Annotated in this window: 8 protein-coding genes; 3 read left to right on the forward strand and 5 right to left on the reverse strand. The window is 63.3% G+C overall.

Annotated elements, in window-relative coordinates; all coding sequences use genetic code 11:
* Positions 1–2 precede the first annotated feature (2 nt).
* The gene (gene dusB / locus VEK15_07750; GenBank protein ID HXV60570.1) at positions 3–1,004 is read left to right on the forward strand and encodes a tRNA dihydrouridine synthase DusB; all 1,002 of its coding nucleotides are present in this window, start codon (positions 3–5) and stop codon (positions 1,002–1,004) included.
* 7 nt (positions 1,005–1,011) lie between these two features.
* Here dusB and VEK15_07755 read toward each other — a convergent pair whose 3' ends face one another.
* From VEK15_07755 to VEK15_07770, 4 genes are all read right to left on the reverse strand, one after another.
* Positions 1,012–2,076, reverse strand: a complete 1,065-nt coding sequence (locus VEK15_07755) for a membrane dipeptidase (protein ID HXV60571.1) — start codon at positions 2,074–2,076, stop codon at positions 1,012–1,014.
* Positions 2,073–3,089: a GTP 3',8-cyclase MoaA gene (gene moaA, locus VEK15_07760; GenBank protein ID HXV60572.1), complete on the reverse strand. Its 1,017-nt coding sequence runs from the start codon at positions 3,087–3,089 to the stop codon at positions 2,073–2,075. The genes VEK15_07755 and moaA overlap by 4 nt, the downstream gene beginning before the upstream one ends.
* A 129-nt stretch (positions 3,090–3,218) precedes the next feature.
* Positions 3,219–3,554 (reverse strand): thioredoxin, encoded by a 336-nt coding sequence (gene trxA, locus VEK15_07765; GenBank protein HXV60573.1) that lies wholly within the window; start codon positions 3,552–3,554, stop codon positions 3,219–3,221.
* A gap of 25 nt (positions 3,555–3,579) precedes the next feature.
* Positions 3,580–4,179: a TetR/AcrR family transcriptional regulator gene (locus VEK15_07770; GenBank protein HXV60574.1), complete on the reverse strand. Its 600-nt coding sequence runs from the start codon at positions 4,177–4,179 to the stop codon at positions 3,580–3,582.
* 100 nt (positions 4,180–4,279) lie between these two features.
* Between VEK15_07770 and VEK15_07775 the strand changes: the two genes are divergently transcribed.
* On the forward strand, positions 4,280–4,639 hold the full coding sequence (locus tag VEK15_07775) for a metalloregulator ArsR/SmtB family transcription factor (protein ID HXV60575.1): 360 nt from the start codon (positions 4,280–4,282) through the stop codon (positions 4,637–4,639).
* Positions 4,636–5,595: a cation diffusion facilitator family transporter gene (locus VEK15_07780; protein ID HXV60576.1), complete on the forward strand. Its 960-nt coding sequence runs from the start codon at positions 4,636–4,638 to the stop codon at positions 5,593–5,595. Before VEK15_07775 ends, VEK15_07780 begins: the two co-directional genes overlap by 4 nt.
* A gap of 6 nt (positions 5,596–5,601) precedes the next feature.
* Here the strand turns inward: VEK15_07780 and VEK15_07785 are convergent.
* Positions 5,602–6,759, reverse strand: a 1,158-nt coding sequence (locus tag VEK15_07785; protein ID HXV60577.1) for a hypothetical protein, incomplete at its 5' end; no start/stop codon positions are given.

Genomic DNA, 6,759 nt, shown 5'->3' on the forward strand with positions numbered 1-6,759 from the left:
CAATGAAGCCACTCGACATTGGCGGTCGTCTGCGGCTCGAACCGCCCCTCGTTCTGGCGCCGCTGGCGGGTCACACCGACCGCGCCTTTCGAGGTCTGGTGCGCGATCTCGGAGGCCCGGGGCTCGTCGTCACCGAGATGGTGAGCTCCGAGGGGCTGACGCGGGGGAGCGCGTTCTCGCGCGAGCTGGCCCAAGTGGGCGGAGACGAACGGCCAGTGGGCATTCAGATCTTCGGTTGCGACCCCGCGCGCATGGCCGAGTCGGCCGCGATGGTCGAGGACCTCGGCGCCGACCTCGTCGACGTCAACATGGGTTGCCCGGTTCCCAAGGTGACGCGGACGGGCTCGGGAGCGGCGTTGATGAGAAACATCGGGCTCGCCGCCGAGGTCGTGGCCAAGATGGTGGCGCGGACCCGGATTCCGGTGACCGTCAAGATTCGTTCCGGATGGGACCATGGCTCGATCAACGCGCCCGAGCTGGCTCGCTCGCTCGAAGCGGCGGGAGCCGCGGCGATCACGGTCCATCCTCGCTGTCGCAGCGAGCGCCATCGGGGGCAGGCGGCCTGGTCCGTGATCCGCGACGTGAAACAGGCCGTCGGGATTCCCGTCATCGGAAACGGTGACGTCCACGACCTCGAGTCCGCGCGTCGAATGCTCGATGTCACCGGCGTCGATGGCATCATGATCGGCCGTGGAGCGCTGGAGAACCCCTGGGTCTTCCGGCAGATTTCCGACGGATTCGCCGGAAGGCCGGTTGATAGCGTCCGACTCGACGACTACCGGACCCTGCTCGTGAGCTTCGTCGAAAGGCTTCGTGGCCAAAAGCCCGACCGCCGCGTGTTGAGCCGCTTGAAAGCCTTCATCGGCTGGGTGACCAAGGGGCTCGTGGGCGGCGCAACCCTCCGCCAGAGCCTGTACGCTTCGACGAGCGTTTCCCAGGCTCTCGAGATCCTCGAAAGCTACTTCGAGGCTTCCCACATCCGGGTGGGATCGCGGAACGAGTGACGCTCGGTCATCGGCTTTCGAGAAGGCGGAGGGCGTTCTCACCAAGGACTTTTCGAACGCGCGTTTCGCTCCATCCTCGACGCACCATGAGCTCGGTGAGCTGCGGTAATCCGGAGACGTCGATGGGAGGGTCCACGTAGCCGTCGAAATCGGATCCGATGGCCGCCGTATCTTCGCCGCCGATCGCGACGATGTGCTCGATGTGGTCGAGCGCTTCGTCGAGACTCGGTTCTTTCAAACCGGGTGGAGCGAGCATGACCCCGATGACGCCTCCTTTCGACGCAACCGCGCGGATCTGGTCGTCGGAGAGATTGCGCCATCGGTCGTGGATTGCCCGCACGCCCGTGTGGCTTACGAGCGGCGGGTAGGCTGTGAGCTCGATGGCATCGAAGAAGGTCCGCTCCGACGCGTGGGCGAGATCGACGAGGACCGAAGCGCGGTTCATCTCTTCGAGAAGCCGTCTTCCCAGCTCGGTGAGGCCTCGGTCCGACCCCGACGAGCTTCCTCCATAGGCGTTGTCCTTCAAGTGGACGAGGCCGATGAAGACGACTCCCAGTTTTTCGAGCGGCACCACCCGGCTCGAGTCTCCATCGAGCGCGTGCGCGCCCTCGATGCCGTGAAAGTAAGACAGTCTACTTTCTCCGGCATTTCTTCGAATCGACTCCGGGTCGCTCGCCCGGTGCGCGCTGTGAAAGGCCTCGGTCTTGCCCAGCTGAACCCTCAGCCGCGCGTAGGATGAGAACCAGGCGGACGGAGGCCAGAGGTCGTGAAACGCCTTGAGGCCGGCGACACCGAAGAACCGCGTCGGCAGCGTCAAAGCCGCGACGTCGAGCCCCCCTTGGCGCATCCGGGGGAAGTCCAACTGTCCTCCCTGACCGGACTCCTCGAGCTCGCGTTGCCACAGAAGGGAGTCGACGTGGAGATCGACGACGATGGCGTCCTGGTGAATGGCGCGTGCCCGGTCGGAAACGACGACTCCCGACTCCCGAGGCCTGAATGTGGGCTCAGGATCGAACAGGAAAAAGAGGAAGAAACCGATGAGGGAAACGAGAGCCCAAGCGAGGGGTCTCATCCACCGCGGGTGTGCATCTCGAGGTGAGGATCTCGACGTAACGCCTCGCGTTCGACCAGAGGCGAGCGTTGGGCCTGTTCGAGTCGGATCTCCGCCCCTCGGTCCCGACGCGCTGCCCACGTCGACTCGATGACGGCGCGAAGCTCTCGATTGTGCGCCCCGCTCCGTAACCTCTCTCGGAGGTCGAGTCCGGTCTGGGCGTAGAGGCAGAGGTAGAACACGCCGTCCGCGGTGAGACGACCACGATCGCAGGTGCGACAAAAAGGCTCGGTGGTGGATGCGATGATTCCGAACGTCGTGCCGCCCGGAAGACGGTAGCGCTTGGCGGGCGCCCAGCTCTCGGCCTCCAGGGGCACGATCGGGCCCCCGAAACGCGCTTGCACCGAATCCAAGATCTCCTCTTTGGAGACAACCTTGTTCGATGACCAGGCGGTGGCGCCGCCAACATCCATATATTCGATGAACCGCACCTCGGCGCCGATGCGCTCCCCGTACTCGATCAGATCGGGAATCTCGTCCTCGTTCGTCCCGCGAAGGATCACGGTGTCGATCTTGAGGCCGCGAAGCCCGGCGGCAGCGGCCGAATCGATGCCGGTCAACACCCGGTCGAGCTGGTCCCGGCGGGTGAGCTCACGAAACCGATCGGCCTTGAGGGTATCGAGGCTCACCGTGATTCGATCGAGGCCCGCCTGCTTCAGCGCCGCGGCCTGCTCGGAGAGCAGGATACCGTTCGTGGTGAGTGCGAGGTCTCGAATACGTGGGTTGTCACTGAGCTGCCGCACGAGAGAGGCGAGGTCCTTGCGAAGCAGCGGTTCCCCCCCGGTGAGCCGAACTTTGTCGACGCCCATCTCGGTGAAGACGCCGACGAGCCGGGCCGTCTCCTCGAAGGAAAGGAGATGTCGTTTGGGAAGCCAAACGTAGTCCACCTCGGGCATGCAGTATTGGCAACGCAGATTGCAGCGATCGGTGACCGACACCCTCAAGCTGCGAAGCGGCCGTCCGAGCTCGTCCATCGCGTCAGTCTACGCGAGCTCCTCGACGGCGTCCAAACCGTCGGCGAGCCGCTCCGGCTATGAGAGTCAGGAGATTGCGCATCGGATCGGCGGCGAAGCGGCGGAGCCGGATGGGCTCCGCCGCCGGACTCAGGATGCGACCTTTACCAGGCCGTTCAATTTCTCCGCCAGTGCCCCTTTGGGGGCGGCGCCTACGAGTTGCTCGACCACTTTGCCGTCACGGAAGAAGAGCAGCGTCGGGATCGATCGCACGCCATACTCGATGGCGAGCGCCTGATGCTCGTCGACGTTGACCTTGGCGATTTTGGCCCTTCCGTCGAACTCCTCCGCAAGCTCCTCGATGGCCGGCGCGATCATCTTGCACGGACCGCACCAATCGGCCCAGAAGTCCACGAGAACGGGTTTGTCGGATTGCAGAACCTCGGTCTTGAAGTTCTCTTCGGTGGCTGTGATGTATTTGCCCATTAGCAGGCGTCTCCTTTCCTGAATTCTAGGCCCGCAGCGGAGCGGGGTCTTCCAAAATCGAAAGCGTGATGTCGACGGCGTCTTTCAGCACGTCGTAGTCGACCGAACACTTTGCCAGGACCCGAAGTCCCTGAAGGCCGTTGGTCAAAAACCTCGCGATGGCGAGGGGCTCGAACCTCGCCGGGAGCTGGCCGCGCCGCCTGGCGTCCAATAGAGATTGCTGGAAGGCACTCTCCACGCGGGCGAGATTCCTCCGGACCCTTTCGCGAACGTCGACGTCTTCCTCGGCCAGGGCGACTGCGGTATTGGTTATCAGGCATCCTTTGACGCCGCTTCCGCAGGCGCAGTCCTCGAGCACCTGCTCGAAGACGCGTCGGATACCCTCTCTCGAGTTTCCTGACTTCAGGAAGGCAAGCATCTTGAGATAGAAGCGCTCCTCGTACCGTTCCAGCGCCTCCAGGAACAGTTGACGCTTGTCACCGAAAGCCGCGTAGAGACTTCCTCGCTGGATGCCCATCGAATCGACCAGGTCTTGCACCGAGGTGCCCCCGTAGCCTTTGGTCCAGAACGCCTCCATGGCGCGCTCCAGCGCCTCGTCCCGGTCGAATTCGCGCGGTCTCGACATCGACACGAGTATACCCATTTTAGAACGACCAGTCAAGAATAAGACCAGGGAGCGAAATTTTGTGGTTGGCCGGAGTGAACGATTGATTTATCATTCAATCATGTCGACGCAAGTCTTTGGCACGCACGTTTGTCGGTCGGACATTCGAGAGCAGGTTCTCTCGATCGATCGGGCCCGGATGCTTGCCGAGACCTTCAAGGTGCTGGGCGATCCGACGCGGGTACGCATGGTCCATGCGCTGTCCCTGAGCGAGCTGTGCACGTCGGACCTGGCCGAGGTCGTGAGCATGAGCGAATCGGCGGTCTCCCATCAGCTACGAACACTGCGCCAGTTGCGTGTGGTCCGGAGCCGCCGGGAGGGCAAGCTCGTTTTCTACAGTCTGGACGACGACCATATTCGAAGGCTCTTCGAGCAGGGTTTCGAGCACACGCTCGAAAAGGCGCGCGCGGGCGATTCATGAGCTCGACGAGAACGGCACTCTATTCTCACGGGCATTCGAGGCTCGCGAGTCGCCAGGCGATGCTTTTCGCGTTCTTCCTGACGTTTGGGTTCATGATCGCCGAGCTCGTAGGAGGCGTTCTGGCGAACAGTCTCGCCCTGATCGCCGATGCAGGGCACATGGTTTCCGATGCGGCCGCTCTCGGTCTCGGGCTGGCAGCGATGTGGATGGCGAGTCATCCCCACACCGAACGCCGCACATTCGGCTTTCATCGGGCGGAGATTCTGGCTGCGCTCGCGAACGGTGCTCTGCTTCTCGCAATCGCATTCGTCGTCTCGTGGCACGCCCTCGCTCGACTGAGGGAGCCGCAGCCGGTCGCCAGCGGACCGATGCTGGTCATCGCCCTGGTCGGCTTGGTCGTCAATCTCGCCGCGATTCAGGTGCTCGGCCGGCATCGCCACGCCAACTTGAACGTGCGAGGCGCTTTTCTTCACGTGCTCGGAGACGCGCTCGGCTCCGCCGGCGTGATCGTCGCTGCGCTCGTGATTCGCTGGACCGGGTTTACGCCCATCGATGCCATCGTGAGTCTCTTCATCGCCGCGCTGATCGTCTTCTCGGGCTGGCGTCTCGTTCGCGAGACCGTTTCGGTGCTGCTGGAAAGCTCGCCCCGCCACGTCGACTCGGAGGCGCTTCGCCGGGACCTCGTGGCGATTCCCGGAGTCGTCGACGTCCACGATCTGCATATTTGGACGGTGACGTCGGGGTTCGTCTCGCTCAGCTGCCATGCCGAGGTTTTTTCCGCCGACATCGCCGACGATGTCCTGAGAGCGGCCACTTCTTTGCTTCGCGAGCGCTACGGCATACGCCACGTGACGATTCAGCCCGAGACATCCCGAGTCCATGAGGAGCTCGAGCACTGCTGCCTCGACGATCACGAGCCGCGGCCGTCTCTGAGGCGTTTCCTGAGCCCGAGCTGATTTCAGCTAACGCAGCTCTTCCAGCGTGACCGGCTCGCTGAAATCGAAGAGCAACGGGTATAGAAGGTTCTCGCGGCGATAGCCAATGGCGCGCGCCTCGAGGCGTCGTTCGATCCGCTCGGCGAAACGAAAGCTTCGAGGCACCAGGGCAAACGTCGAAGCGGCCTCGACTTCGTCGCGAAACGGCTCGTACCACTCGGTCTTGGACGGCCCGAGCGCGGACGTCCACACCATCCTTCCGTGGCTGAGAAAGACGTACTTGTACGACAAATGATAATCGGAGTGGACGTATCGGATACCGAGCTCGTCGAGCCGTCGCAGATATTCACGATTGACGGGATCGCTCGCTCGGGCCTGCTTCCAGTAAGACAGGCTGCCGCGAAGGTTGATGGCGAGAAGGCCGATCGCAACCACGACGGCGAGGGGGCGGGCCCATCGGAACAAGGTGGCGAGCAGACAGGCCACGAAGATCGGCACGACCGAGAACACGAACAGGAGGTAGCGGGGTTCGGCCGTCATCCACCCGAAGCTGCTCATGGCGAAGACGAGCACCACGAGGACGGCAAACGCGAGTAGCATCGCCTCGGGCGTCGTTCTGGTGAGCTTTCTGCGGTGGCGGGCGGCGAAGCTCACGAACGACGCGGGAATCAAGAGCGCAAGCACGATCGGCCATGCCGGGCTCGTCCCCGGCGGGTCGTACGCGGGCCAATAGCCGGCGAGAACGGGAAAGGAGGTGGCGAATACTTCTCCGAGCTGGTGTGCGAAGCGACCGAGGCGATCGCCGGTTTCCAGGGTTTCGGCATCGAGCGTCCACCAGCGGAAGCTCAGCCAGTCGTTTGTGGCGTTCCACAGGAGGCCGGGGAAATCGCCAACCGCGAACCCGGATGCGAAGGCGCCGAGACGCATGAGGCTGAGCCGACCCACCCGATGGAAGGCGAGCACTCCCGCGCAAGCAAGAAGATAGTAAGTCGCCAGAATATGGACCCAAAAGGCGAGCCCCCCGAGGATGCCGATCCAGAAAGCCGTGGTGACCGAGTGTCGGTCATCGCTGAGGAGGCGAGCGACGAGTCCGAGCATGAGCGTGCCGAAGAACATCACGTCGACGTAACTGCCCTCGTTTCCCATGCCCCACGCGGTGAGAAATCCTGGCGCGAGAATCACCAG

The organism is Vicinamibacteria bacterium (assembly GCA_035620555.1).
Classification (GTDB): Bacteria; Acidobacteriota; Vicinamibacteria; order Marinacidobacterales; family SMYC01; genus DASPGQ01.

Coding starts and splice junctions, on each gene's coding strand:
- VEK15_07775 (HXV60575.1), top strand. CDS start 4,280: ATGTCGACGCAAGTCTTTGGCACGCACGTTTGTCGGTCGGACATTCGA.
- VEK15_07755 (HXV60571.1), bottom strand. CDS start 2,076: ATGAGACCCCTCGCTTGGGCTCTCGTTTCCCTCATCGGTTTCTTCCTC.
- VEK15_07780 (HXV60576.1), top strand. CDS start 4,636: ATGAGCTCGACGAGAACGGCACTCTATTCTCACGGGCATTCGAGGCTC.
- moaA (HXV60572.1), bottom strand. CDS start 3,089: ATGGACGAGCTCGGACGGCCGCTTCGCAGCTTGAGGGTGTCGGTCACC.
- dusB (HXV60570.1), top strand. CDS start 3: ATGAAGCCACTCGACATTGGCGGTCGTCTGCGGCTCGAACCGCCCCTC.
- trxA (HXV60573.1), bottom strand. CDS start 3,554: ATGGGCAAATACATCACAGCCACCGAAGAGAACTTCAAGACCGAGGTT.
- VEK15_07770 (HXV60574.1), bottom strand. CDS start 4,179: ATGTCGAGACCGCGCGAATTCGACCGGGACGAGGCGCTGGAGCGCGCC.